Origin of the sequence: Pedobacter sp. V48 (genome assembly GCF_000523515.1) — a bacterium.
GTDB lineage: Bacteria > Bacteroidota > Bacteroidia > Sphingobacteriales > Sphingobacteriaceae > Pedobacter.
In genome coordinates this window covers 476,980-502,694 of the sequence record NZ_AWRU01000032.1, presented here as the reverse complement: position 1 = coordinate 502,694, position 25,715 = coordinate 476,980, and the positions used below count along the sequence as shown (strand labels likewise).

The 25,715-nt window shown below is 37.9% G+C and carries 22 protein-coding genes; 15 read left to right on the top strand and 7 right to left on the bottom strand.

Features of this window, described 5'->3' with window-relative positions; genetic code table 11:
• The first annotated feature begins 6 nt into the window (after positions 1–6).
• Positions 7–1,488, top strand: a complete 1,482-nt coding sequence (locus N824_RS24275; RefSeq protein WP_048907679.1) for a family 43 glycosylhydrolase — start codon at positions 7–9, stop codon at positions 1,486–1,488.
• 18 nt (positions 1,489–1,506) lie between these two features.
• Here the strand turns inward: N824_RS24275 and N824_RS24270 are convergent, their stop codons facing one another.
• From N824_RS24270 to N824_RS24260, 3 genes are read right to left on the bottom strand one after another with little or no spacing between them, the layout of a single operon-like run.
• Positions 1,507–2,427, bottom strand: coding sequence for a substrate-binding domain-containing protein (locus N824_RS24270; protein WP_048907678.1), 921 nt, complete (start codon positions 2,425–2,427; stop codon positions 1,507–1,509).
• A 34-nt stretch (positions 2,428–2,461) separates the two neighbouring features.
• Entirely contained in the window at positions 2,462–2,923 is a 462-nt protein-coding gene (locus N824_RS24265; RefSeq protein WP_048907677.1) for a DsrE family protein, read from the bottom strand.
• The gene (locus N824_RS24260) at positions 2,924–3,907 is read right to left on the bottom strand and encodes a c-type cytochrome (RefSeq protein ID WP_084498437.1); all 984 of its coding nucleotides are present in this window, start codon (positions 3,905–3,907) and stop codon (positions 2,924–2,926) included.
• A 132-nt stretch (positions 3,908–4,039) separates the two neighbouring features.
• On the opposite strand from N824_RS24260, the gene N824_RS24255 reads away from it, so the two are divergent.
• Positions 4,040–4,936 carry a LysR family transcriptional regulator gene (locus N824_RS24255; RefSeq protein WP_048907676.1) on the top strand — a complete coding sequence of 299 codons (897 nt, stop codon included), beginning with the start codon at positions 4,040–4,042 and terminating at the stop codon, positions 4,934–4,936.
• 208 nt (positions 4,937–5,144) lie between these two features.
• Here the strand turns inward: N824_RS24255 and N824_RS24250 are convergent, their stop codons facing one another.
• A complete protein-coding gene (locus N824_RS24250) occupies positions 5,145–5,954 on the bottom strand; it encodes a helix-turn-helix domain-containing protein (RefSeq protein WP_048907675.1) in 810 nt (269 codons plus the stop codon).
• A gap of 137 nt (positions 5,955–6,091) precedes the next feature.
• Between N824_RS24250 and N824_RS24245 the strand changes: the two genes are divergently transcribed.
• The 6 genes from N824_RS24245 (at position 6,092) to gldN (ending at position 12,844) form a co-directional block, all read left to right on the top strand.
• Complete coding sequence (locus N824_RS24245) at positions 6,092–7,201, top strand: DUF4271 domain-containing protein (RefSeq protein WP_235207266.1); 1,110 nt, start codon at positions 6,092–6,094, stop codon at positions 7,199–7,201.
• 16 nt (positions 7,202–7,217) lie between these two features.
• Complete coding sequence (locus N824_RS24240; protein ID WP_048907674.1) at positions 7,218–7,988, top strand: uroporphyrinogen-III synthase; 771 nt, start codon at positions 7,218–7,220, stop codon at positions 7,986–7,988.
• 161 nt (positions 7,989–8,149) lie between these two features.
• Entirely contained in the window at positions 8,150–9,517 is a 1,368-nt protein-coding gene (locus tag N824_RS24235; RefSeq protein WP_048907673.1) for an SUMF1/EgtB/PvdO family nonheme iron enzyme, read from the top strand.
• A gap of 41 nt (positions 9,518–9,558) precedes the next feature.
• Positions 9,559–10,371 carry a gliding motility protein GldL gene (gene gldL / locus N824_RS24230; protein WP_048907672.1) on the top strand — a complete coding sequence of 271 codons (813 nt, stop codon included), beginning with the start codon at positions 9,559–9,561 and terminating at the stop codon, positions 10,369–10,371.
• A gap of 46 nt (positions 10,372–10,417) precedes the next feature.
• Positions 10,418–11,956: a gliding motility protein GldM gene (gene gldM / locus N824_RS24225; RefSeq protein WP_048907671.1), complete on the top strand. Its 1,539-nt coding sequence runs from the start codon at positions 10,418–10,420 to the stop codon at positions 11,954–11,956.
• A gap of 6 nt (positions 11,957–11,962) precedes the next feature.
• Positions 11,963–12,844, top strand: coding sequence for a gliding motility protein GldN (gene gldN, locus N824_RS24220; protein WP_048907670.1), 882 nt, complete (start codon positions 11,963–11,965; stop codon positions 12,842–12,844).
• A 125-nt stretch (positions 12,845–12,969) separates the two neighbouring features.
• Here gldN and uvrC read toward each other — a convergent pair whose 3' ends face one another.
• From uvrC to N824_RS24205, 3 genes are read right to left on the bottom strand one after another with little or no spacing between them, the layout of a single operon-like run.
• On the bottom strand, positions 12,970–14,766 hold the full coding sequence (uvrC, locus tag N824_RS24215) for an excinuclease ABC subunit UvrC (protein ID WP_048907669.1): 1,797 nt from the start codon (positions 14,764–14,766) through the stop codon (positions 12,970–12,972).
• A 24-nt stretch (positions 14,767–14,790) separates the two neighbouring features.
• Positions 14,791–17,013 (bottom strand): penicillin-binding protein 1A, encoded by a 2,223-nt coding sequence (locus N824_RS24210; RefSeq protein ID WP_048907668.1) that lies wholly within the window; start codon positions 17,011–17,013, stop codon positions 14,791–14,793.
• Positions 17,014–17,015: 2 nt separating this feature from the next.
• Entirely contained in the window at positions 17,016–19,688 is a 2,673-nt protein-coding gene (locus N824_RS24205) for a lipopolysaccharide assembly protein LapB (RefSeq protein ID WP_235207264.1), read from the bottom strand.
• 210 nt (positions 19,689–19,898) lie between these two features.
• Between N824_RS24205 and N824_RS24200 the strand changes: the two genes are divergently transcribed.
• The 7 genes from N824_RS24200 to atpG all read left to right on the top strand — a co-directional run bounded on the left by N824_RS24200 (position 19,899) and on the right by atpG (position 25,665).
• A complete protein-coding gene (locus tag N824_RS24200) occupies positions 19,899–20,117 on the top strand; it encodes an AtpZ/AtpI family protein (RefSeq protein ID WP_048907666.1) in 219 nt (72 codons plus the stop codon).
• A 457-nt stretch (positions 20,118–20,574) separates the two neighbouring features.
• The gene (gene atpB / locus N824_RS24190; RefSeq protein WP_048907664.1) at positions 20,575–21,696 is read left to right on the top strand and encodes a F0F1 ATP synthase subunit A; all 1,122 of its coding nucleotides are present in this window, start codon (positions 20,575–20,577) and stop codon (positions 21,694–21,696) included.
• Positions 21,697–21,737: 41 nt separating this feature from the next.
• A complete protein-coding gene (gene atpE, locus N824_RS24185; protein WP_048907663.1) occupies positions 21,738–21,950 on the top strand; it encodes an ATP synthase F0 subunit C in 213 nt (70 codons plus the stop codon).
• 91 nt (positions 21,951–22,041) lie between these two features.
• Positions 22,042–22,536, top strand: coding sequence for a F0F1 ATP synthase subunit B (locus N824_RS24180; protein ID WP_048907662.1), 495 nt, complete (start codon positions 22,042–22,044; stop codon positions 22,534–22,536).
• A gap of 34 nt (positions 22,537–22,570) precedes the next feature.
• Positions 22,571–23,119: an ATP synthase F1 subunit delta gene (atpH, locus tag N824_RS24175; RefSeq protein WP_048907661.1), complete on the top strand. Its 549-nt coding sequence runs from the start codon at positions 22,571–22,573 to the stop codon at positions 23,117–23,119.
• 63 nt (positions 23,120–23,182) lie between these two features.
• The gene (gene atpA / locus N824_RS24170; RefSeq protein WP_048907660.1) at positions 23,183–24,757 is read left to right on the top strand and encodes a F0F1 ATP synthase subunit alpha; all 1,575 of its coding nucleotides are present in this window, start codon (positions 23,183–23,185) and stop codon (positions 24,755–24,757) included.
• A gap of 26 nt (positions 24,758–24,783) precedes the next feature.
• The gene (atpG, locus tag N824_RS24165) at positions 24,784–25,665 is read left to right on the top strand and encodes an ATP synthase F1 subunit gamma (RefSeq protein ID WP_048907659.1); all 882 of its coding nucleotides are present in this window, start codon (positions 24,784–24,786) and stop codon (positions 25,663–25,665) included.
• The last annotated feature ends 50 nt before the right edge of the window (positions 25,666–25,715 follow it).

Below are 25,715 nucleotides of genomic sequence, written 5' to 3'. Positions count from 1 at the left end.
ACACATATGAAAAGATGTTTACTATTAATGCTAATCGTTTTTGCGGCCAATAGCCTTATGGCGCAGCTTGGTGTGCGGTACGATCCTAGAATTCAACACACTAAGAACCTTCAATACTGGAGGCCTAAAGGTGATTTGTTTGTTGGTGATTGCATGCCTTTTTCGCGAAACGGCACTTACTCATTTTACTGGCTTTTAGATTCTGCACATCATGCCAGCTTAAAGGGATTGGGAGGCCATCAATGGGCCTTAAGTACCACAAAAGATCTAAAAACCTGGAAGCAACATCCTGTAGTACTTGGAATTGATGAGGAGTGGGAAAAATCCATCTGTACAGGTTCCATCGTGTATTATAAAAATAAATATTATGCTTTTTATGCAACACGGCTAATCAACAAGGAAGGGCAGGTAAACGAACAGCTGAGTTACGCAATAAGCCGTGATGGCATTAACTTCGACAAGCAAAAGCCAAATCCATTTTATACTTCAGCTCCGGGTTATAGCAAAAGAGATTTTCGAGACCCAAAGGTGTTTGTAGATGAGAAAACAGGAGAGTTTCATTTGTTCGTATCCAGCTGGCAAGAGAATTCTGTCTTGAGGCATGCAGGTGGTGCTTTGGTACACCTTACTTCCAAAGATTTAAAGAATTGGACTGTACTTGATCCAGTATTAACCGGACAATCATCAGTCCCAGAGTGCCCTGATTATTTCTTATGGAATGGGTGGTATTATTTGGTGTATGGCGACAATGGAGATACCTATTATGTAAAATCTAAAAGCCCTTATGGCCCATGGGAAGAGCCCCGTTACCAAACCATCAATGAGTCGTGGACAAACGTTGTTAAGACTGCTGAATTTAAAGACAACAGACGCATTGCAGCCGCATGGATTCCTTCAAGAGATCAAAATAAGGATGATGGAGGAGAAAGGTTTGGCGGTAATGCCATCTTTCGCGAAATCCTACAGGAAGCCGATGGAACCCTAAGCTCAAAATTCCCTGCAGAGATGATCCCTGAAACCGGAACAGAGATTCAACCTGATCTGGTTGCTGATTTGTACGCTTCTATTATCAGCAAAAACGGTATTTCAATTAAAGCACCTAATGGTGTAGGAGCAGCCCATGCAGAGGCTATTCCACTAAACAGTCGGATTACTATGGAAATAGAAACAATTGGTTCGGTTGATGAGTACGGACTGTACTTAAGATCACGTGAAAAGGCAGAGGCTGGTTACCGACTTAACTTCTCGCCAAATAACCAGACGGTAAGCCTTGGTAATACCATGATAAGAGCCGTTAGTGGTTTAAACAAAACCATTAAGCTTGATGTAATAGTAAAAGACGATATTATAGATGTTTCAATTGACAACAAAAGATGCATTGTAAACCGTACTCCAGAACAGAAGGGCGGGTTTCTGTGGTTCTACGCCAAGCATGGTGAAGTGAAATTTAAATCCATTAAAGTGAGTCCGCTTAAAGAAGAAAATTAATTAAATTTGAACTCCTTTTTAAGGGAGCTCAAATCCGTACTTGCTGTAAATGGCGCGGGCTTCTTTACTAACAAGAAAATCCATGAAATCTTTAGCCGCCTTAGGATGCGGTGCCTTTTTAAGCTGCCCGGCATAATACTGGGCCTTTATGTTCTCGTTTTCGGGAATCTCGATGTATTCAATCGGGTGACCAATCATTTTCTGATAATGTACTTCAGAATACCAAACAGGCCCTGCATCGCTTTGCTCGTATAAAATGCGCATAGGTGTTTGCCTGTGATGAATTTGAGTGAGGTATGTTGTCGAATCCTTAACTTTTGTTTCCATAATGGTGTTTCTAAGCGCTTCTCCACCTGTTTTTCTATATGCTTCCTCAATGCGTTTTCCAATTCCTTCCCATTCAGGATTAGGCATGCTTACACGTACATCGCTGCGGCCCAGGTCGGCCAGTTTATTTACCTGCTTAGGGTTTCCTTTTCGGGTCATTATAGCCAGTTTGTTTTTAGCATAAAGCTCAATTCTGCTAAACCAGTCCTTACTTTCATCAATTCTGCTTTTACCAGCAGTATATACATCCGGCTTTAATGTTATCCGCATGTTGCCAATAACGATGCTACCTGCTTCAATCTGTTTTGCTAAAATTCCCGGTGGGAGAGTTTCTGCAAATACACGGGTATACTGGGGGTATTTAAGCTTAAATGATTTCATTAAATCATCAATAACCATAAACTGGTTGCCTGCAAAAAATACAACCAGCTGAGGGTCATTTATATCGCCATAAATATCGGGTATATTGTCAATTCCCGGAATTGTAAACTGCACCTTTGCATCGGGAGGTGTATTCCATGGCGGATCGAAACGATGATCCTGAGCCATGATATTAGTATTATTGAAAAACACTGCTGTTAGTATAAGTATGATTAGTTTTAATTTGCTCATTATTTTGGGGTTTAAACCGTCATTTTAAAAAATACTACGGATGGACAATTGCCCATCCTTCATAGTGGCGCAAGATAATTTCACCATTACCACTGGGAACATAGTTAATGAAATCATACAAAGAGCTCTTCTCAATTTTGCGCTCCCTAATTGTATTTTCACATTGAACAAGATCTACTCCACGGGATTTTAAATCGAGCAAAGTTTCTTTAAAGGGGCCTTTTTTGTCATAAACCGCCACGCCTCCGCTAAAGGCGATGAGCTCAATATGAAGTTTTCCCTTTAAACGAGGATCTTCCAATGCATTTTTAATATTTCTTAGTGTTCCGGCTATCTTTTGCTCATCACCGCTATTTAGTGCATAAAGCGCATAATATTGTTTGTTTTTGCTTTTTGCCGATTGAAATTCCTGACTGTTTTGAGCCATTGCCGGTTTGATGGCAGTAAATAATAAGATTGCAAATATTGCAAAGATGTACTTGGTTAAATTTTTCATTTATATTTTTGTTTTGTGTGCATTTTTAATTGGCTGATAGGGGCCGTATTTATGTTGTTTTTCTGAAAATTGATCCCCGTACGGGCCATATGGAGCATCTACAGGTTTCTTTTTTAAATCAGGGTAGTCTTTTTGTTGATCTTTCCGAGGGCGATACTGTGAGTTAACAAAAGCGGCTATATCCCATGATTCTTCGTCTGTTAATATTGGATTTTTGTAAGAAGCACCAAAAGGCATATTGTTCTTAATGAAGCCCGCAAAATTAGAGAGGCGATAAAGTCCAGCGCCATCATTATAACTTAGTTTGCCCCATAGCGGTGGATAAACAAAGGTCCTGGCTCCGGCTGCGGCAATGCCTTCACCGTTTTCACCATGACAGCTTCTGCATTTTGAGGAATATAGCAATGCGCCTTTTTTAGGATCGGCAGGACGATTTAGCAGCGCTATTTTTTCTGTCCCCCTTCCATACATGCCTTCCGGTTTTTCAACTCCCTGATTAAGCCATTCCATATAAGCCAGCATTGCTCTTATTTCTTTGGAAGTAGAATCTGGCATCGTACCATTCAGGCTACGTTCGAAACAGCCTTTGATCCGTGCTGCAGGACTGATTATTTTTCCTGAGCGTGCAGTAACCTTCGGATAACTACTCATAACAGCAGCGTAATTATTTCCAAATATCCTTGTACCTGCATCTAAATGGCAATTCTGGCAATTCAATCCATTAGTAAATTTACCCAATCTTCCTTTAGGTCCAAAATAAGCAGAAGTATTTACAATCAAATCTTTACCATAGCGGATCATTTCGCCGTTGGCATTTTTTGGTATTGTACGCTCATCAGGAGCCTGCCATACCTCATTAACAATAGCTATGGGTTTTGGTTCGCTTAAATCCTTCTGTTGTGTTGGTTTGTTCGGTTCATTACAACTGCAGATTAAAGCAGTGATGCCAATAATGGCGAAGAGTTTTAATTGGTTTACTAGCATAATTTTTCATTTGTGTGTTACCCAAAGATGGCATTAATGAAGCTAATGCAAAAGATGTTTATAGTTATAGGTCATAACAAAAAGTTATTAAAGGTCATTACATAATTCTATGGATATTTATATATTGGCTGCATGATATTCGATTTCAGGTTACAAGTATTTCAAACTGTTGCACTAAAATTGAGCTTTACTAAAGCAGCTGCGGAACTGTTTATTACACAGCCTGCAGTAACCAGACATATCCGAGAGCTCGAAAAACAGTTAAATATGGCTTTGTTTGTTCGGAACGGAAATCATATTTCCTTAACATCGGCTGGCAATGTCTTATTAAAGCATACCGCGAAAATATTTGAAATCTATTTGCTTATCGAAAACGACCTGGCTCAGTTAAGCGATGGACTTAGGGGTAACCTTCGTATAGGAGCAAGTACAACGTTGGCACAAACCTTCATGCCTAAAATTCTTGCTTTATTTAAAGCTGCTTACCCCGAAATCATATTTACATTTACCAGAGGGAATACAGAATCTATTACACAACTGGTAATAGATGGTAAAATTGATGTGGCAATGGTAGAAGGGCAGATGCATTATCCACAGATAAACTATGAAAAATTTAGTGATGATGAGTTGGTCTTGGTTACAAAGTCTGACAATCCATTGGCTCAAAAAGGAGAAATCGTGCCCCATCAGCTACTTGATTTGCAATTAGTACTTAGAGAACATGGGTCGGGGACACTCGATGTTATTTCAAAAGCATTAAGTGAAGCTGGTATAAGCCTAAAAGATCTCAAAATTGAATTACAACTGGAAAGTAATGTCAGCATAAAACAATATCTGCTTCATTCAGAAGCTGCGGCATTTTTGTCAATGCAAACCATTATTGGAGAACTGAAAAGGAATGAACTTAGTATTGTAGATGTTAAAGGAATCGAGATGTTTCGCACTTTCCAGTTTATTCAGCTGCATGGCAGAACTTCAAAAGTTATAGAATCATTTAAGCTTTTTTGCAGAGGTCATATTAATATCTGATCAACTTAATATTGATGCTACTGTGAGCAACATCAACATCCCCAGTCCCAACAATATTAGTGTTGGTAATAATATTGATTGATGAGTTTTCATAGATGGATATTTAATGGAAGTATATCCAAATTTCAAGTGGTATTATCGAATTTAATAGTAAAAAAGCGACATCTTTTGCTAGCATATTAAGCACAAAATGATGTTTCAAAATAGATTAAATGGCAAAGTTTCCCGGACGGAAATCGCTTGGAGTAATATCAAGAAATCTTTTAAAGGCCTTAATAAGATGCATCTGATCGTAGTAATTAAACTCATAAGCTATTTCGGTCCAGCTTTTATCTGGGAAATCAATTCTATAACGGAGCAGGTTTTCAAAGCGAACCATATTGCTATATAACTTAGGGGTAGTACCAATTTCTTTTGCAAAATTCCTTTCCAGCTGCCTATCCGATAGGGACACCTTAGGCAAAAATACTAGAGCTTTACTGGTAAGGATCAGGTTTGTCATTTGATTTACCGCTTTAGAAGGATAGATTTTGGCATGTTTTAATGCCATTTGCAGTAGGTAAGGCTCTACAATCTCTACGCACTCATTTATGGTATTACAAGACATCAGCCTTTCGGTTATTTCTTTAAACATATTGGCAAATAGCAGTTGCCCATCAACAGCCTGATTACAAAAAAGACTTGCAGGAATACCTAATAGACGATACAGGCCGGCAGGTTTAAATTTAATGGTAAAAGAAATAAAATGTCCATTAATTGAAATGGTATATTTTTTATGAGTACGCGGACCGCGAATGGTACATCTTGCAAAGGGCTCAGTCTGATTAGAGTTACAATTAATAGTTTCGAAACTGTCGCCCAAAAAGAAATCAATTGAGCCCATTACCCGTAAAGGCATCGCTTTAACAACATGATGGCCTTTTGGTACGGTAAGTATTCGGAAAACATATTCAGATACAAAAGCCTGAAGTGCTTCAGTTGGTGCCATTTTTTTAACAACCGAGTTGTAGGGATCCATACTTAAACATTATAGGGTTAATTAAAGATAAGTATTTTTTTACTATAGAAAAGGTATATCTGGTTATGTATTCAGACCGTGCTGTAAGGAAACTGGGCTTGGACTGAATCAAGACAGAATGAGCAACTGAGAGCAGATTGGCTGGGAAAAAAGGTACCCTTACCCGCACCAATCCCGAAGCAGTTTCAAACCAGTGTGGAACCAGCTGGGGCTCATTACCAATGCTAGTGGTACGATCTTCAAAAGTTTTATCTAAATTTGGAGCGATGAATTTGAGTCGTGTTATACTAATTGTCTCCTTATTTTTTGCCTTCGGCTATAGCCAGACTTATGCACAGACAGTACCACAGACAGCGGATAGTGTTGTAGCGTCAATTACTTACACCCGCAAATTTGTAAAGGATCCGGCTTTTCTTGCCCGTCAGAAATTTGTTACGGATTCGATAATGACCCACACTTGGCTTTTTCCTGATTCAATGATCCGTAAACACATGATTATGGATAGCATAATTAAGGCAAATGTTGTAGGCCGTTCTGATCTTATTAACAGATATAGAGAGCTTACCGCAATGAAGGTGAGTAAATACAGATTGGGCAAACCAGTGCCAAAGGGCTCAGTTTGGGTTCCAGCTATAGTAGCCTTGCTTTTGGTTTTGTTTGCAGTTTTAAAAATATCCTTTAATAAACAGTTACAAACAATTGTACAATCCTTTTTTAGTAACAGGGTTTTGAACAATCTTAATAAAGAAGATAATCTGTTTACATCGTGGCCTTTTTTGCTCTTATTTGTTCAGTTTGGTTTTACAATAGGTATGTTTTTTTACCTAGTTTCTGGCTTTTATCATATCTCCTTTCCGGGTACAGGGTTCCAGTTTTACCTGAGCATTTCTATTCTTATTGTGGTTTTATATATCATGAAAATAGTTATTTTAAGGATATTAGGGTACCTTTTTGACATTCAGAAGCCGGTTAATGAATATGTTACAATATTATATTTGAGTTATTTTAACCTCTCTTTAATCTTCATTCCACTGGTTATTGCATTCGCATTATCCCCCTTAAAGTATGGTCCATACTACATTGCGATCTCTTTTATACTTTTAGGCGTGATCTTTGCTTTTCAGTTCATAAGGGCAGGGGTTAATATTTTATCTCATCATCGATTTTCAAAAGTCTATTTGTTTTTGTACTTTTGTGCCCTCGAAATTTGCCCTATATTAATTTTAATCAAGGCAATAGGATTATAACCGTGTAATTTGTAAAATGCAAGAAAAGACAGAAGATAGGTTGCGTAAGGTAAAGAGTATCTTAATAACATTACCGAAACCAGAAACAGAGAAATCTCCTTACTTTGATTTGGCAAAAAAGTATAACTTGAAAATTGATTTCAGATCATTTATTCATGTTGAAGGAGTACCTGCCAGGGATTTTAGAAAGGATAAAATTACATTAAGTGATTTCACCTCCGTGGTATTTACCAGCAGAAACGCCGTTGATCATTTTTTCAGAATTTGTGAAGAAATGAGGTACGAAGTTCCTGCCGATCTGAAGTATTTTTGTATTTCAGAATCTACTGCTTTATATCTGCAGAAATACATTCAGTATAGAAAACGCAAGATCTTTTTTGGAAAGCAAACTGCGGCAGATTTAGCTGAGGTTTTGAAAAAACACGCAGGTGAAAAGTTCCTTTACCCTTGCTCTGATGTAGCTACTGAGGATACTATGAATTTCTTGCAGAAGAATGGTTATGATTTTACTCCGGCTGTATTATTTAAAACAGTTGTTTCGGATCTTTCTGATCTGGCCGAAGTTTTTTATGATGTGATCGGGTTCTTTAGCCCATCAAGCATTCAATCGTTATTTACTAATTTCCCTGAATTTAAACAGAACAATACTCGCATAGCCGCTTTTGGAGTAAATACCCATAAAGCTGTTAAAGATGCAGGCCTTATTGTAGACATTGCAGCTCCTTCACCGGAGGCTCCTTCTATGATTATGGCTATAGAAAACTATATTAAAAAGTCTAACAAATAACGATTAACATAAAGTTAATCGTTATTTCGTTAAACTATATTTTTTGAGTTCATTTGAACTAAATTCTGTTCATTTTAGTTTTTAAGCATATTTTCCCCCTTAATAATTGTATATATCAATCATTATTGATAAAATTGTTAGGAAATTGCTTGACGCTAATTATGAGAAACAGCTACTTATTAGGTTTTTTTATTGTTGCAATATTACTTTCTAGTTGCGGAAAGGGAGGCCAGGGAGAACTGGTTGGTGTATACAATAAAAAATTCAGAAATAATAGGATCCCCTTAGGTATGGTTTACATACCTCCTGGCAGAACCCTTATAGGTATATCTGATGAGGACATTAATAACTCTCAGAGCTCGCCTAGTAAAATGACCTCCTTTAGTGCATTTTTTATGGATCAAACCGAGATTACAAATGCTGAGTACAGGCAGTTTGTAAACTGGGTAAGAGATTCAATTGCTGTAACTAGTTTAGGCCCATCTGGTGCGCCGAACTATTTTCAGGCACAACCGCAAGGACCGGCAGGCTCAACTCCTCTTGGTGGGACAAGAAATATCGACTGGAGAAAAGTTGGTAACGGTTCACAACTGTGGAGTAATAAAAATGGCGGATACGGCAGTAAGCTAACCGACATGTATTATAGCGGAGCGGATGCGATTCCCGGAAGAAATGAAATTGATATCAGAAAATTAAGATATGCTTACAGCTATGTAAGCACTGACCTTGCTGCTGAAGGAAGAAATGATCCTTCTAAAAAGAGACAGGATTTTATTGTTACCTATACCGATTTGCCTGATCCTTCTAATCCTAATCACCACCCATCTATTGCAGTTTATCCGGATACGATGGTTTGGAAAGTGGATTATTCGTATTCGCAGAATGACCCAATGGTTAAAACTTATTTTAACCATCCGTCTTACGACGATTATCCCGTAGTTGGTGTAAACTGGGAGCAGGCTTCTGCATTTTGTGTATGGCGTACGCGCTTCTATGAATCAGTAGCGGTAGCAAGGAAACAACCGCTTAACTCAAGACCTGAATACCAATTACCAAGCGATGCTCAGTTCGAATATGCTGCCAGAGGCGGTAATGTGAAAACAAAATATCCTTGGGGCGGGCCATATGTGCGTAACACTAAAGGATGCATGCAGGCAAACTTTAAAGTTGGACGTGGAAACTATTCAGATGATGGTGGACTGTATACTGTAAACGTAAAATCGTATTTTCCGAATGATTACGGGTTATATAATATGGCTGGTAATGTTGCAGAATGGACCATAACAGCTTACAACCCATCAGCAGCGCCAATGCTGCACGATTTTAATCCTAATTTTACATATGTAGCCAAAACTGCCGACAGCAAATACAAAAAACGTAAGGTTGTAAGGGGGGGCTCATGGAAAGACATAGGTTTCTTCCTGCAAAACGCTGTTGGTACTTATGAGTATCAGGATGAAGCAAGATCTTATATTGGCTTCAGATGTATTTCTTCATATCCTGGAACTGATATTTCTTATAAAAACTAAACGAACAAAACCCAAAAATCGAAAATCCTTATTTTAATAAAATGGCAGCAAATAGAAAATTTGATAAGATGCACTTAGCTATATCGCTTGGTGCTAGTGTGGTAATTCTTGGAGCACTTTTCAAAATCCTGCACCTGGGTGGTGTTTGGGGTAATTATATGATTGGTGCCGGATTAGGGGTAGAAGCAATTCTTTTTGCACTAACCGGATTTATTCAGCCTGATCCAGAACCAGCCTGGGAAAGGGTATATCCTGAATTAAGAGACGATTTTGATGGTGAACTTCCTAAAGCTTCGGCCAGACCGGTTGCTGCGCCTGCTGCAAGTTTTTCTTCAACTGCGGCCTTAGATAAGATGCTTGTAGACGCTAAAATTGGCCCTGAATTGATCGAAAGCCTGGGTACGGGTTTACGTACTTTTGGCGATAAAGTTGCTGCTATATCTAATGTAGCTGATGTTTCAACTGCAACAGCTGAATTTACGGGTAAAATCAAAGGTGCTTCGGCAAGCTTTGATAGCCTCAACAATGCATTTGAAAGGGCTACTTCTCAATTGGTAGAAATGGGCGAGAGCAATGTTGCCTCTAAGTCTTACCATGAGCAGGTAAATACATTGGCTAAGAACTTGTCGGCTTTAAATGCTGTATATGAATTAGAACTACAGGATTCGAGTGCTCATTTGAAATCTATGAATAAGTTTTACCAGAACTTATCGCTTACGATGAACAACTTTAATGAATCAATGGAAGATTCTAAACAGTTTAAAGATGAAGTAGGCAAATTGGCTAAAAACCTGTCATCTTTAAATGCTATTTATGGCAATATGTTATCTGCTATGAACCAGCCACGCGGATAGTTAGTAATTATTTTATTTATTAATTAACCAAACAGACCTATTTAGAATGGCCGCAGGAAAACAGACAACGAGGCAGAAGATGATCAATATCATGTATTTGGTATTGTTAGCTATGCTCGCCCTAAACGTATCAGATACTATATTAAATGCATTTAAAAATATCAATGATAGTTTAGTTAGTTCAAAAACTAACGTAAATACAGGCATTGAGCAATTATTTACATCATTTCAAAACACGAAACTTAAAGATGAGCCGGCAAGGGCTCAGCCAATATGGGAAAAGGCCAATAAAGCTAAAGCATATGCTGATGAGTTGAATAATTACGTACAGAAGCTGAAAGATAAGTTTAATGCTGAAGGAAAAGGGATTGATGAGGAGACTGGGGATCTTGTGGAAAGAGCAAATCTGGATATTGCGCAGGGTATTATGATTAATCAGAAAGAGGGGCAGAAGCTTAAAGTTAAGATCAATGAAACCCGTGAGAAATTAATTGCCTTGCTGGATAAAAAAGATCGTGCAGGTGTAACCTTTACCCTTGAGGCTAAGGACGCTGAGAAAAATATCAACGGCAATAAAAAGTGGGAGGACATTAACTTTAGTGAAGGTACTCCGCTTACTGCTGCAAATACAATTTTAACTAAGATACAGTCTGATGTTAAAAATGCAGAAGCTGAGATTGTAAAGAAATTATTCGGCAACATGGATAAAGCACTTGTAAATTTAGATCAGTTTGAAGCGGTTGCTGTAGCGCCAAGTTCATATGTGGTACAAGGTCAGCCGTATACCGCTCAGGTTTTCTTAACGGCTAGTGACTCTAGATCTAATCCGGAAATTTCGGTTGGTGGAAACGCTTTGTCTGTTAAAGAGGGTAAAGGAACTTATTCTGGTAGCACCGGCAGTGTTGGTGTTTTTAGATGGAAAGCGATCATCCGCGTTAGACAAACCGACGGACAGATTGAAGAATATCCTACTGCTGAACAAAGCTATCAGGTAGCTAAGCCTTCTGCAACGGTTTCGCCAGATAAAATGAATGTTATTTATGCAGGGATCCCTAATCCATTTTCTGTTTCTGCAGCTGGTTTTCCTTTAGAAAGTGTTCGTGCTTCTATTTCAGGTGGATCTATTTCTGGCGGTAATGGTAAGTATACTGTTAATGTTGATGGTGGACAGGTTGGTAAAACTTTAAGCATTAATGTTTCTGCTACTAATGCAGGTAAAACATTAAATCTGGGTTCTCAGCAATTCAGAGTTAAAGGATTGCCTACACCAAGAGCATATGTAAAAGGAAAAGCCGGAGGTAATGTTCCTTTGGAATGGTTAGAAGGTGCCGGGGGAATTGAGACACAGCTTGAAGATTTCGTTTTCGATGTTAAATTCAGGGTAATCAGATTTTCTGCTACCTTTATTAACCCAAAAGCCGATGCGGTTACCATTTCATGTAATGGTGGTGGTTTTAACGGACAGATTAAAGGGGCTTTAAATTCTATTAAACCAAATGCAACTGTTATCTTTAAGGATATTGTTTGCGAAGGGCCAGATGGAAGACAAAAAGTTTTAGACGGAATTACATTTGTAGCAAAATAAAATATTATGAAAAATGTCTTAGGTATTGTTGCATTATTGTTGTTAAGTATTGGTGCATTTGCACAGGTTCCTGCAGCTCCGGCTAAGGTGGATTCGCTTAAGAAAACTAAGATTAAAACACCTCCAAAGGATGGCTTTGCGGTAAGAAAGGACATCGATAGTAATGTGATGGTTCCATATGCAGATGTAAGGGAAGAGGATGTTTATTATGCCAAAAGAATTTGGCGTGAAATTGATTTAAGAGACACTATTAACTCCGTTCTTAAAGCTGAAGATGCTAAATTAATTGATATTTTACTGGAAGCGATTGGTAATGAAGAGTTAACTGTATATTCTAATAAAGATACTACCGCCGGGAAGATTCTGGATGATAATGATTCGTTTCGCATTGCTTTGACTGCCCAGGAGGCTTTGCAAAGTGCAAGAGGGGTAAGTGAAGGCGTAGCTGATTCTGCAACGGGTAAAATTGCTGAACCTTCTTTAAGAAGATTAAGATCAGATGAGTTTTTAAAATACAGAATAAAGGAAGATTGGATTCTGGATTCTAAGCGTTCTATTTTTGAACCAAGAATAGTTGGTATTGCGCCAATGAAAGAGGTTGAAGGACATTGGCAACCTGTATTTTGGGTTTATTATGATGATGCCCGTGAACTGTTAAGTAAAAAACGCCTTAACAATCCAGGTAATGATGCTTCTACTTTAACTTTTGATGACTTTTTTATTAGAAGATTGTTCTCGAGTTATGTTGTTAAAGAAACCAATCCGGGAAATAAAAATATTACGGACATGTTAGGACTTACTGATCCTAAAGATCCTAGAAAGCTTTATGAGTCTGAACGGATAAAGAAATCGATCTCTGATTTTGAACAGAGTCTTTGGGAGTATTAGAACAGATTTTGTTTTAACTTTTTCGTCATCTCGACTTTAGGCGAGATCTCTTGCTTGAATAGTTCAAGAGATCTCGCCTAAAGTCGAGATGACATGTTTCTATACTTTTGCGTAAAGTTTATATCCTATTGTTTGAAGTGACTGAGCAGGGTTTGTACCTGTTTTTTGTTTAACACCTCCGCAAGTGCTGCTTCTGATGCCTCTTTTATTTTCTTTACCGACTTGAAATGTCTTAACAACTTATCGGCAGTGGTTTTGCCTATACCATCTATTTGTTCCAGTTCGGTTTTTAATGTTCCCTGATCTCGTTTTTTTCTATGGAAGGTGATACCGAACCTGTGCGCTTCATCTCTTAGTTGCTGAATCACTTTTAGGGTCTCAGATTTTTTATCAAGATAAAGTGGGTAAGAGTCTCCGGGATAATACAATTCTTCCAAACGCTTGGCAATTCCAATTACGGTAACTTTTTTGTCTATACCCAGTTTTTTTAAGCTTGTTAATGCTGATGATAACTGGCCTTTACCGCCGTCAATGATAATAAGTTGGGGCAATGTTCCTTCTTCTTCTAACATGCGCTTATATCGTCTGTAAACAGCTTCCTCCATTGTGGCAAAATCATTAGGCCCTTCAACTGTTTTCACGTTGAAGTGCCTGTAGTCTTTTTTTGATGGCTTGGCATCTTTAAAAACTACAATTGCAGATACCGGATACTGGCCCTGAAAATTGGAGTTATCAAAACACTCTATATGTTTTGGTAATTGAGTTAGCCTTAAATCCTTTTGCATTTGCGTAAGGATGCGGTCAGTTCTTAAATCAGGATTGAGTTTTTCGTACTGGTTTAACTTCTCTTTTTTGAAAAACAATACGTTCTTTTGAGAGAGCTCAAGTAGCTTTTTCTTTTCACCCAGTTTAGGTACAGTGAACTTCAGATTGTTATCGAGAAGCACGATATCAAAAGGTACAATGATCTCCTTAGAGGTACTGTGGAATTTTGTTCTAAATTCTGTAATAGCGATGGTCAGTAATTCTTCATCAGTTTCATCTAATCGTTTCTTGATTTCGATGGTTTGAGTCTGAATAATACTACCGTTCATTACCTTCAGGTAATTTACGAAAGCATACCGCTCATCGGAAGCAATACTTACTACATCGATATTGGTAATGGCACTGTTTACTACAGTAGACTTACTTTGGTATTTTTCAAGTACCTGCAACTTTAGCTGGTATTGATGGGCATATTCAAAGTTTAGCTGTTCAACAGAGTTTTTAATAACCTGCTTTACATCTCGTATTACATTTCCTATTTTTCCATTAAGGATATCCTTGATTTCCTCTATACTATTGTCGTAATCGTCATGCGTTTGATAAGCCTGACAAGGGCCTTTACAATTGCCGATCTGATACTCCAGGCAAACTTTAAATTTGCCTTCGTTAATGTTTTTATCGGTAAGCGGGAGGTTGCAGGTACGAAGTGGGTATGTTTCTTTAATTAGGTCAAGTATGGTATGCATCATGCCAACAGAGGCATAAGGGCCAAAATAGGTAGACCCATCTTTAACCATTTTTCTTGTCCAGAATACACGCGGGAAGGCTTCCTTTTTGATGATGATCCATGGGTATGTTTTATCATCCTTAAGCATGATATTATACCTTGGCTGATGCTTTTTTATGAGGCTGTTTTCGAGTAGCCAGGCATCAATTTCAGTATCAACAATGGTAAAGGATATTTTTCTGATTTTGGAAACAAGTACCCTTGTTTTTCCATTCATTTGATTATCCTTATTGAAATAGGAGCCAACCCTGTTTCTTAGGTCTTTTGCCTTACCAATGTAAATTAGAATGCCCTCGGTATCCCAAAACTGATATACGCCGGGTTTATGAGGAATATCACTAACAGCCTTTTTATATTCAAAAGCACTCATTGACACTAAGGTAGGTTAAGTTGGTTAAAAACCTAATTTCTCATCAAGCTCAGTTTTTTGCTCCTGCTGCTGATACTGGTTACAGTCAAAAGTGATGGAGACACCGCTTTTAGGAGGTTCGAAATCTGCTTTAGAGATATTTAATTTAGGGTTTGCATACACACGTTTCATAAAGCCGGCAAAAATAGGCAAAGCCGTTGTAGCTCCATCACCTTGTGCAGTACTGGTAAAGTGAAATGCACGGTCTTCACAACCGGTCCATACACCTGCAACCAATTGCGGACTGATTCCCATAAACCATCCATCGGAATTGTTTTGTGTTGTTCCTGTTTTACCGCCAATTGGAGTTTTGATGCCAAACCTGCCAGCTAACCTCCAACCAGTTCCGTTGGTAACTACACCTCTAAGCATACGGGTCATCACATAGGCCACTTCTTCGTTCATTGCCGGAACAGGGATTGGTTTTTCGCTGTGTAAGACCACACCGTTTTTATCTTCTATTCTTAGAATATAGGTTGGTTTTGTCCAAATACCTTTATTAGCAAAAACACTGTAAGCGCCAACCATATCATAAACAGAAGCATCGAATGAACCAAGAGATATGGACGGGTAAGCTGGTACTTCTGATGTAATACCCATCTTTTTAGCTAGTGTAGCTACTGCAGTAGGGCCTACTTGTTTCATCAGGTAAGCAGCAATATAGTTTTGCGAAAGCGCAAGTCCTTTTTGCAAAGTCAGGTAGCCGGGAACAGTACCGCCGGAACGTGGAGTCCATGGTGGACTTCCCGGAACTTCTATTGTAACCGGTTCGTTAAGCACAGAAAAGCACGGAGAATAACCGTTTTCAATTGCTACGGCATAGGTAAATGGTTTAGCTGTTGAACCTACCTGCCTTGTACCCATTTTAACCTGATCGTATTTAAAGTGCTCGTAATTAATGCCACCAACCCAGGCTTTAACATATCCTGTTTGCGGATCCATGGCCATCATTGCATTTCTTAAAAGCATTTTGTAGTACTTTACGGAATCAATAGGCTTCATTAGGGTATCTATATTTCCTTTCCAGGTAAAGATGGTTAAACGGGTAGGAGTATTAAAGTCTTCTTTAATTTCGGCTTCCGATTTACCTTCAAGCTGTAAAGCTCTGTATCTGTCAGATCTTTTAACACCCTGTTCTATCTGGGCTTCTTTTCCTTTGAATGGGTTTCGCCCTTTCCAGCTGTTTATAAACGACTGCTGAAGGGTTTTCATGTATTCCTTTTGCGCGTCTTCAGCTGCAACCTGCATGTCGTAATTTAAGGTTGTAATTATCTTTAACCCATCCCTGTCAAGATCATACGGAGTTCCATCAGGTTTTGTTATAGAACGCTCCTCAAATATTCTTCTGATGTCATTCTTTAAAACAGCTCTGAAATATGGCGCAATGCCGTCGTTAACAGTTGCTGCGCTAAAGTGTAAGCCGAGTGGTTTTTGTTGCTCCACATCAAATTGTTGCTGGGTAAGCAGGTTTTCTTTTAGCATTAATCCCATAATTGTATTTCTTCTGGCTAAAGACCGCTCAGGGTTACGTGTAGGTGAGTACCTGGTGATTCCTTTAAGAATACCGACAAGCGTTGCTGCTTGTGAAACGCTTAGTTTATCTGGGGTAGTGTTGAAATAAACTCTTGCGGCGGATTTGATGCCATATGCCTGGTTGCCAAATTCTACAGTGTTAAGGTACATGACTATAATTTCTTCTTTGGTATAGTTACGCTCAAGTTTTACGGCAATAACCCATTCCTGAAACTTCTGTAAAATACGCTTTGCAAAGTTTTTTTGTCTTCCTTCTTCAGAAAACAGGTTTAAAGCAAGCTGTTGGGTAATTGTACTACCCCCTTGTTTTTTACCTACAAGGGCATAAAAAAATATAGTAAAGGTACGTTTGAAATCGATACCTGAGTGGTCTCTGAATCGGATATCCTCGGTTGCAATTAATGCATTAATTACATTTTCTGAGATTTCCGGATAGGTAACATTTGATCTGTTTTGCACAAAATAGGTGCCTAGAACCCTGCCATCATCAGTTACAATTTCTGATGCCTGGTTACTTTTAGGGTGTTCAATATCTCTGAATGATGGGAGCTCTCCAAATAATCCAAACCCGATGCAAATGATAAACAGGGAAAAGAGAATTATTCCCCCGATTAATAATTTCCATAATGTAAAGTTATACTTTCTGATGTCTTCCTGCGAAAGTGCTTTCCTCATTTTTAATAGTTGTTTTTATAAAATTCTATGTACTTATCCAGCAAAGCTTTACTGGTAAGTTTTTCGAAATTCTCTTTGCTGATGATGAAACTTGTGTAGATATTAACGGGAACTTTCATGATTTGTTTTAGCTGTGGAGTGATTCCGGATGCATAGGTTTTTGCCTCGTCAAAATTAGTAAAGTTCCCCACATAAATGAGTTGATCATTGTCAAATTCTTTTAATTGGTGTTTTAGACCACTGCCGCCATAGTTTCCGCGGTTAAACTGACCAATACCAAAACGTGACGAGCTTAGTGTTAATGAGGCATCGGATACATCTATTACATAATAGTAAACTGTTGATGTTGCTGTGCTGAATGGGCCGTCGACCTTTACTTCGGCAGCTTTAGGCATATCTGGAGTTCCTTGCTGAGGGGATGCAGCCTTAACTGGTTCCTGAACTTTTGCAGTTTGATCTGGTTTTTGAGAAGTAACTGGTTCCGGCGCTTTGGCAACGGCTGGCATTGATTTGACCGGGCCGAAAAAAGGCGGTTCGTTAGGATCAAAATCTATCAGTGCAGTATCCCTTTTCTGAAAATCGGAGAGATGATCATTGATGTAAGTTGCATTTTCCTTAACAAGAGGAGTGATCAGTTTGTCATCTGGAAATTGCTCAGTTATGCTACTAAAAGCGGTTAACAGGGCATCTACTTTGTTTGTTCTCCCAATTGCAATTGCTTTTAAGTATGCAAACTGTGGCGCAAGGAAACTGCTCGTGCTACTTTTCGAGATTTCATTTACACGATTGATTACGGTATTGAAATCTTTCTTTAAGTACTGCTCAAATAGATCGTTGTATTGTTTGTTTGTTGCCGTTTCAAGTTCTGATTGCTTTAAAGAGAATGAAGGATCTATAATGATTTTCGCATACATGGACGAAGGAAAATCTTTTAAAACTTTGTTCTTGAAATCTGCAGATTTTGCTTCATCAACACCCTTGTTAATTAAAAACAGGCTATAATAGGTTGCTGCCAAATGATTGTTGGTAGGAAATCTACTCAATAACAACTGATAAACCTCTGCTGCTTCTTTAGGGCTATTGAGTTCCTGTAAGTAGAAACTTGCTATTTCGTAGTAAGCATCAATGATCTTTTGATTGGATTTTGCAAGAAGTTCCGGTGTAACAGGCAACGCATCGGTATATTGTTTTATTAGGGTTTGAGGGTCTTTAACAACAGGGGCAGTTTCGTCGGGCTCAGTTGAGGTACTAATGTTATTCGCAATTTCCTGTGAAGTTTCCTGAGCCGAGGTTCTAATGCTTTGACGCCAGTTGTTCTCTAACTTTCTATTTCCCCATTTTCTTTTAAAGTCTGAAAATCCTATACTTACTGCAGCTGGATTGCTAAAATAAAAAGAGCTTTGTAGCTGGGCAGTGTTGTTACGGCCATAGTTTGGTTGGTAACCTGCTGTTGAAGCTGAATTGGTGTTTGCAGACTGTTGAGTTGTGGCTACGGGAGTTGCAAGCTGTTGTATTTTTGCATCCCTGTCTGCCTCTGGCAATTTTGCAATGCTTTGTAAGGTGTCTTCGACGCTTATAATTTGATACCTGTTGGTTAAATATTGCAGATTTCGGTTTTTCTTAAGAATAAGCTCGTATCCCGGGTAGTCTTTAGGAAGGGTATTAACCGTACTGTCATAATAAGACTTGGCTTTAAGGTAGTCTTTAAAAACTTTGAAGTTTAAATCAGCGATCCTTAAATAGCTAAGGCCCTTTTGATATTGATTTGTGGTGCTTTTTTGAATAGATGAATGATAGTTTTTTAGTGCTTCAGTATATTCTTCATCTTCAGCATGGCTTTCAGCGATTTGAAAATATACCTGATCATTGTAATCCAGGTTTTTGTCGTCTTTTAGGAGTGCGAGTAATTGACCCTGTTTATTCGATTTCTGCGGGCCTCCTTGAAGTGTTCTTAGCTTAATTTGATTAAGATTAGCGTTGAAATACATTTCGAAAGGGGCATTACTTTTTACTACTTTTCTATAGTTTATTAATGCATCAGGGTAGTTCTTCTGTCGTTCATAAAGCTGGGCTAGTATGTAGGTCCAACGTATTCTGTTATCTGTGCCTGTACCAGCTTTAATTGCATCTTTTAGATAGGAAATGGCAGCAGCATTGTTATCAAGGTAAATGCACATTTGGGCAAGTGTGGCAAATGGTTCAGCAAGGTTGCTTTTCTTCTTAATATCTGGAAGAATAGATTCCAGTGTGTCCAATACTTTATTGGCCTCACTGATTCTTTTTAGCTGCATAAGACTGCGGGCTTTCCAATTGAGTGCTTCCAGTTGGCTATTTACATTGCTTTTATAAGTTTTAGCAGTATAATCAAAATATTCTGTAGCGTTAAAATAGTTGCCATTAAAAAAGTTGGCTTTCCCTAACAATATATATGCGTCGTCAATATAGTTGCTGTGGCTTTTTTCCAGGATGATTGTTTGGGCTTTTTTAACAATATCATCCATTGGCTTTAGGTTCAGAGAGGTGCTTACTTCATTGTTGTCGGTTTCAGGACCTAAATAAACCGGTAGTATCTGATCGTAATTATCAACATGAGTTTCTGTAATTTCCTGCTGGTGATTTATTAAGAGAACTTTAGCGTTATAGATATAATTATAGCGAGCAGTTAAGTTTTGCATACCCCTGCTCGAAGCGGTATCTTTTTGAGAGCTGCAGGAATATATTATGCAGAGGCATAAGCTAAATAATATTATCTTTAAATTGTAGATCGCGTAATTTTTCAAAAAATATAGATTAAGTTGATGCTTAATAAAAACAAAATATATACAAAAGTATTTTATTCATCAATAACTTCTTAACAAAACCCATTTTATTTAATATATCACTTTATGGTAGATCCTGAGGAAAAGAAAAAAGGCTTAAACACATTTGCTAAATACTCTTCAATTAGTTTTCAAATGCTTGCTACGATAGGAGTTTTTGCATTTATAGGCTATAAAATTGATGAATACAGAGGAAGTAAAACGCGTATTATTACTGCAGTATTTAGTTTGATAGGCGTTGGGGCTGCCATGTATCAGGTTGTAAAACAGTTGAATAAAAACTGAAGTCTATTGTTTTAAGCCAAGGTAAATACCTACTTTTGTAAAAAATATAGATTTTGAGCCTAGCACGTTTTACTATTTCCTACTTATTTTATTGTGTTGTTTTGGCTGGTATAGCCTACCTGTTGCCAATCGTTTTTCCCGATACCCGGATTTTGACCAGTAAATTCTGGCTGGTATATTTCTTCTTTGCTATCATAACCTACATCGCTTATTTCTGTGTTGATTTGGGCCTTAAACGTAATCCTGAAGTTGGAATAATGGCCATTATGGGGTCTATTGCAGTGAAAATGTTTTTTTCTTTGGCTTTTGTGCTGATTTACAGTCTAAATGCTAAGGAAAAGGGGCTGATTTTTGTGCTGAATTTTTTTTCTTTATATTTATTGTTCAGCTTCTTTGAAATATACTCTTTGTTACGTAACTTGCGCCACCAAAATAAATAGTAAAAATCTGCGACTAAATGGATTGTAGCCACGTTTTTGAGTTTAAAGTGAAAAGGTTAATTGTTGTTTTTGCGCTTTTTTTAGCGTTTCTGTCGGTTTCGTCTGGAGTTTTTGCTCAAGCGGATACTGCAGTTGTTTCTGCTGATACTGCCGTAACTGCGGCCCATGTTGAAGGTGCTCATGGCGCCGGGCATGGTGAGAAGAAATTTGAACCAACCAAGGTAATTATGGAGCACATTGCGGATTCGCATATGTGGCATCTTTGGGGTCACCTTTCAGTTCCTCTTCCTGTAATATTATACACTCCAGCTGGTGTAGAATTTTTCTCTTCTGGTAACTTTCATCATGGTGAGCATGATTATACCGGATCGAAAAACACTTATCGTTTGGTTGAAGACAAGATTAAAATTGTTGGAGCCGATGGCCAGGTAGACGAGGCAGCTTCATCTAAAATTCTTGATTTTTCTATCACCAAAAATGTTGCTGCAATGTTTGTTGCAATAGCAGTTATTCTGATCATATTTATATCAGTTGCCGGTGCATATAAGAAACGCGTTGGTAAAGCACCTAAAGGTTTACAATCATTTGTTGAGCCAATTATTATTTTCGTAAGAGATGATATAGCTAAACCAAATATCGGACATAAGCATGCTAAGTTTATGCCTTACCTGTTAACCGTGTTTTTCTTTATCTGGATTAATAACGTTTTAGGTTTAATTCCTATTTTCCCGGGAGGTGCTAACGTAACTGGTAACATCTCATTAACATTTGTTCTTTCATTGTTTACCATGATTATTGTGAATATCAACGGTAACAAATATTACTGGAAGCACATCTTTTTACCTAACGTACCTTTCTGGTTATGGCCACTTATGGTTGTAGTTGAGGTTGTAGGTGTGATTTCTAAACCTTTTGCATTAATGGTTCGTTTGTTTGCTAACATTACTGCAGGTCACATTATCGTATTGAGTTTGATCTCATTGATATTTATTTTTAAAACATTGGCTATTGCGCCGGTATCTGTTGCTTTCGTATTGTTTATGGATGTGTTGGAATTACTGGTAGCATTTTTACAAGCCTTTATATTTACATTACTTACTGCCTTGTTTATTGGTATGGCAGTAGAAGAGCATCATTAATTAGAAACTATTTTTTACAAATTATATAAATTAAATTAGTTATGGTAGGTTCAATCGCGGCGATAGGTGCCGGTTTAGCAGTAATTGGTGCCGGTATCGGTATCGGTCAGGTAGGTGGAAAAGCAATGGAAGGTATTGCTCGTCAGCCAGAAGCTGCATCAAAAATTCAGACTGCAATGATTATTGCTGCTGCCCTTATTGAGGGTGCTGCTTTATTCGGTGTGGTAGTTGCATTATTAGGCTTAGGTGTTTAATAACTCAAACTGAAAAAGTTTAGGCAGGTATTTAACGATTGGTTATTTACCTGCCTTAATAAAGTAGAATAAGTTTAAAGTATTATATAAAATGGAATTAGTAACCCCTACCATAGGATTAGTTTTTTGGACAGCAGTCGCATTTGTTTGCTTATTAATATTGCTTAAGAAATTTGCATGGAAACCCATTCTTGCTGCTATTCATGAACGTGAGCAATCAATTGATGAAGCTTTAAATAAGGCTGAACTTGCGAAACATGAGATGGCTCGTTTAACTGCTCAGAACGAGGAGTTGATGAAAGAAGCCCGTGCTGAACGCGATCATATCTTAAAAGAGGCTAAAGCCCTAAAAGATAGTATTGTTCATGAAGCTAAAACGCAAGCTCATAACGAAGGTGCTAAGTTAATTGAGAAAGCTAAAATTGAAATTGAAAATCAAAAGAAAGCTGCTTTAGCAGAACTTAAGAGTCAGGTTTCAACTTTATCTTTAGAGATTGCTGAGCGTGTATTACGTAGCCAGCTTGAAGATAAAGCAAAACAGCAGGATTTAGTTGCTAATCTTTTAAAAGATGTTGAATTAAACTAATTGATAGTTTGTTTAGCTAGATATACCAAAGAAAATGTCAGAAAATAAAGCAGCATCGAGATACGCCAAATCATTAATAGATCTTTCTACAGAGCAAAATGCTTTAGAAGAAATCAAAAATGATATGGTTCTTTTAGAACGAGTAATTAATGATAATTCTGAATTAGAAGCTATCCTTAAAAACCCTATAGTTCCTTTAGATAAAAAAGCCGGAATTTTAGAAAATATATTTGGCTCTAAGGTTCATCAGGTTACAAAAGTCTTTATGAAATTGGTTGTAAGCAAAGGTCGTTCTGCGATTTTGTTTGGTACAGCAAAAGCTTTTATTGCTCAATACAACTTTATTAAAGGTATAGTTACTGCAGATGTAACATCGGCAGTTGAACTTACACCTGCAAGCAGAGCTGAAATTGTAGCTATTGTTAAAAAAGAAGTAGGCGCTAATGAAGTTGTTGTTAAAGAAAAAGTTAATAGCAAATTAATTGGTGGCTTTATTTTAAAAGTTGGAGATAAACAATTTGATGCAAGTATTTCAAGTGGTTTAAATAAACTTAAAAAGGAATTTGCTCAGGGAATTGTTTAATTCCTGAGATAATATAATAAGAGATAACATATACTGAATTTACAAAAGAAATAATATAAAATTATGGTAGAGGTAAGACCAGACGAAGTATCGGCAATTATCAGGCAACAATTGGCGGGCTTCAAATCAGAAGCAGAACTTGAAGAAGTTGGCACCGTATTGCAGGTGGGTGATGGTATTGCCCGTGTTTATGGTTTAACTAAAGTTCAATCGGGCGAATTAGTTGAATTTGAAACCGGCTTGCAAGGTATTGTTTTGAACCTTGAAGAAGATAATGTTGGTGTGGTTCTATTGGGCCCTTCGGACAAAATCAAAGAAGGTGATACTATTAAACGTACTAAGAAAATTGCCTCTATTAAAGTTGGTGAAGGTATGCTAGGACGTGTTGTTAATACGCTTGGTGAGCCAATCGACGGTAAGGGACCTATTTTAGGTGAAACTTACGAAATGCCGATTGAGCGTAAAGCACCTGGTGTGATTTATCGTCAGCCGGTAACTGAGCCTTTACAAACTGGTATTAAAGCTATCGATGGGATGATTCCTATTGGTCGTGGTCAGCGTGAGCTTGTTATTGGCGATCGTCAGATCGGTAAAACAGCTGTTTGTATTGATACCATTATTAACCAAAGAGAATTTTATGAAGCAGGTAATCCTGTATTCTGTATATATGTAGCTTGCGGTCAAAAAGCAAGTACTGTAGCAAACGTTGTACGTACTCTTGAAGAGAACGGTGCAATGCCATATACAGTAGTTGTTGCTGCTTCTGCTGCTGAACCTGCTCCATTGCAGTTCTATGCTCCTTTCTCAGGTGCAGCGATAGGTGAGTTTTTCCGTGATACTGGAAGACCGGCTTTAATTGTTTATGATGATTTATCTAAACAAGCTGTTGCATACCGTGAGGTGTCATTGTTGTTACGTCGTCCACCAGGTCGTGAGGCTTATCCAGGTGACGTGTTCTATCTTCACAGTCGTTTATTAGAGCGTGCTGCTAAGATCAACTCGAATGACGAGATTGCACAAGCAATGAACGATTTACCGGAATCATTAAAAGGTATCGTTAAAGGTGGTGGTTCATTAACTGCATTACCTATTATCGAAACTCAAGCCGGTGACGTTTCGGCATATATTCCTACCAACGTAATTTCAATTACTGACGGTCAGATCTTCTTAGAAAGTAACTTGTTCAACTCTGGTGTTCGTCCGGCAATTAACGTAGGTATCTCGGTATCACGTGTGGGTGGTAACGCGCAGATCAAATCGATGAAGAAAGTTGCAGGTACATTAAAATTAGATCAGGCTCAATACCGTGAGTTAGAGGCGTTCTCTAAATTCGGTTCAGATCTTGATGCTGCTACTAAGTCAGTTCTTGATAAAGGTTCACGTAACGTAGAGATTTTGAAACAAGGTCAGTTCTCTCCAATGACTGTTGAGAAACAAGTTGCTATTATTTACATCGGTACTAAAAACTTAATGCGTTCAGTTCCTGTAAATAAAGTAAGAGAGTTTGAAGCGGAATATTTACAACAATTAGAGTTGCGTCATCCAGAAACTTTAAAAGCTTTAAAAGCTGGTAAATTAGATGATTCAATCACTGGAGTATTAGAAACTGTGGCTAAAGAGCTTTCAAGTAAATACTAATAAAGCTGAACTGAAGATAAAGAAGAATGGCTAATTTAAAAGAAGTAAGAATTCGAATAGCATCGGTACAATCTACTCAGCAGATTACCAAAGCCATGAAAATGGTTTCGGCTGCTAAGTTGAAGCGTGCAACTAATGCTATCATACAGTTACGTCCTTATGCTACCAAGCTAAAAGAGATCTTAGGAAATCTTTCTGCTAATTTAGAGGGATCATCATCACCTTTTATACAAGAGCGTGAGCCTAACAAGGTTTTGATCATTGTGGTTTCTTCTAACCGTGGTTTAGCTGGCGCGTTTAATATGAACGTAATTAAAACTACTAATAATTTAATTGCCGAGAAGTATAGCGAACAGTTAAAAAATGGTAATGTAAGTATAGTAGCAATAGGTAAGAAAGCTCAGGATTTCTTCGAAAAACGTAGCTACAACGTAATTGGAAACAATAACGAGGTATATGCTGATCTTACTTTTGAAAATGTAACCAAGATCACTGATGCTATCATGAAAGGCTTTGCCAAAGGCGATTATGATAGAGTTGAATTGGTATACAACAGATTTAAAAATGCTGCTGTTCAAATTTTAACAACGGAACAATTAATTCCATTAACTAGTGGGCAGGATGCGGCAGAAGAGAAATCTACTAACGTGGACTACATTTTAGAGCCTTCTCAGGAGGAAATAGTTGAGCAGTTAATACCTAAGTCAATTAAGATTCAATTGTTCAAAGCTATATTGGATTCTCATGCTTCTGAGCATGGTGCCCGTATGACATCAATGGATAAAGCAACTGAAAATGCGGGTGACTTGTTGAAAGCCTTAAAGCTTTCTTACAACCAGGCTCGTCAGGCTGCAATTACCACAGAGCTTACAGAGATTGTAAGTGGTGCAGCTGCTTTGAACGGATAAAATTGATTGATTAAAAAGATCAGCGTAATATGCTGTATTAGTTTAAAAAA

What these genes read in the sequence shown, in the direction of transcription:
- atpA (WP_048907660.1), top strand. Translation starts at nt 23,183, where the DNA reads ATGGTAGAGGTAAGACCAGACGAAGTATCGGCAATTATCAGGCAACAA.
- N824_RS24210 (WP_048907668.1), bottom strand. Translation starts at nt 17,013, where the DNA reads ATGAGGAAAGCACTTTCGCAGGAAGACATCAGAAAGTATAACTTTACA.
- gldN (WP_048907670.1), top strand. Translation starts at nt 11,963, where the DNA reads ATGAAAAATGTCTTAGGTATTGTTGCATTATTGTTGTTAAGTATTGGT.
- N824_RS24270 (WP_048907678.1), bottom strand. Translation starts at nt 2,427, where the DNA reads ATGAGCAAATTAAAACTAATCATACTTATACTAACAGCAGTGTTTTTC.
- atpG (WP_048907659.1), top strand. Translation starts at nt 24,784, where the DNA reads ATGGCTAATTTAAAAGAAGTAAGAATTCGAATAGCATCGGTACAATCT.
- atpE (WP_048907663.1), top strand. Translation starts at nt 21,738, where the DNA reads ATGGTAGGTTCAATCGCGGCGATAGGTGCCGGTTTAGCAGTAATTGGT.
- gldM (WP_048907671.1), top strand. Translation starts at nt 10,418, where the DNA reads ATGGCCGCAGGAAAACAGACAACGAGGCAGAAGATGATCAATATCATG.
- N824_RS24250 (WP_048907675.1), bottom strand. Translation starts at nt 5,954, where the DNA reads ATGGATCCCTACAACTCGGTTGTTAAAAAAATGGCACCAACTGAAGCA.
- atpB (WP_048907664.1), top strand. Translation starts at nt 20,575, where the DNA reads ATGGATTGTAGCCACGTTTTTGAGTTTAAAGTGAAAAGGTTAATTGTT.
- N824_RS24205 (WP_235207264.1), bottom strand. Translation starts at nt 19,688, where the DNA reads ATGCAAAACTTAACTGCTCGCTATAATTATATCTATAACGCTAAAGTT.
- N824_RS24265 (WP_048907677.1), bottom strand. Translation starts at nt 2,923, where the DNA reads ATGAAAAATTTAACCAAGTACATCTTTGCAATATTTGCAATCTTATTA.
- N824_RS24240 (WP_048907674.1), top strand. Translation starts at nt 7,218, where the DNA reads ATGCAAGAAAAGACAGAAGATAGGTTGCGTAAGGTAAAGAGTATCTTA.
- N824_RS24260 (WP_084498437.1), bottom strand. Translation starts at nt 3,907, where the DNA reads ATGCTAGTAAACCAATTAAAACTCTTCGCCATTATTGGCATCACTGCT.
- N824_RS24235 (WP_048907673.1), top strand. Translation starts at nt 8,150, where the DNA reads ATGAGAAACAGCTACTTATTAGGTTTTTTTATTGTTGCAATATTACTT.
- atpH (WP_048907661.1), top strand. Translation starts at nt 22,571, where the DNA reads ATGTCAGAAAATAAAGCAGCATCGAGATACGCCAAATCATTAATAGAT.
- uvrC (WP_048907669.1), bottom strand. Translation starts at nt 14,766, where the DNA reads ATGAGTGCTTTTGAATATAAAAAGGCTGTTAGTGATATTCCTCATAAA.
- gldL (WP_048907672.1), top strand. Translation starts at nt 9,559, where the DNA reads ATGGCAGCAAATAGAAAATTTGATAAGATGCACTTAGCTATATCGCTT.
- N824_RS24275 (WP_048907679.1), top strand. Translation starts at nt 7, where the DNA reads ATGAAAAGATGTTTACTATTAATGCTAATCGTTTTTGCGGCCAATAGC.
- N824_RS24200 (WP_048907666.1), top strand. Translation starts at nt 19,899, where the DNA reads ATGGTAGATCCTGAGGAAAAGAAAAAAGGCTTAAACACATTTGCTAAA.
- N824_RS24255 (WP_048907676.1), top strand. Translation starts at nt 4,040, where the DNA reads ATGATATTCGATTTCAGGTTACAAGTATTTCAAACTGTTGCACTAAAA.
- N824_RS24180 (WP_048907662.1), top strand. Translation starts at nt 22,042, where the DNA reads ATGGAATTAGTAACCCCTACCATAGGATTAGTTTTTTGGACAGCAGTC.